This window comes from Vibrio sp. 10N.222.49.C9 (assembly GCF_041474985.1).
GTDB lineage: Bacteria > Pseudomonadota > Gammaproteobacteria > Enterobacterales > Vibrionaceae > Vibrio > Vibrio crassostreae_C.
Genome location: NZ_JBFRVD010000650.1, coordinates 1 through 347 on the forward strand (window position 1 = coordinate 1; position 347 = coordinate 347).

1 protein-coding gene is annotated in these 347 nt (G+C 41.5%); it reads left to right on the forward strand.

Going from position 1 to position 347, the window contains the following annotated elements:
- Positions 1–184: 184 nt before the first annotated feature.
- The coding region (gene tusA / locus AB4585_RS24895) for a sulfurtransferase TusA (protein ID WP_372171428.1) at positions 185–347 on the forward strand (163 nt) is incomplete at its 3' end.

The window sequence follows — 347 nt, forward strand, 5'->3', positions numbered from 1 at the left end:
GTTTTACATAACTTCCGAATCTCTCGGAGACACCTGTAATACGCTCATTTAAAAACGAAACTAACCGTGTATGGCTACCAAACTGCATCAACTACTAGCTGTAATCACAGCCAATAAACATACCTAAGTAGCTAGGGCTTCCCCTACTTAAACACGTTTAACAACTGACCAAGGAAAAACTACAATGGAATTATTGAATGTAAAAACGCTACTTTGCCCAGAACCGGTAATGATGGTACGCAAAGCAGTGCGCAAGATGAAAGAAGGCGAGCAGTTAAAGATTTTAGCGACAGACCCTTCTACCCAAAGAGATCTACCTGCATTTTGCATGCACATGGATCACACTC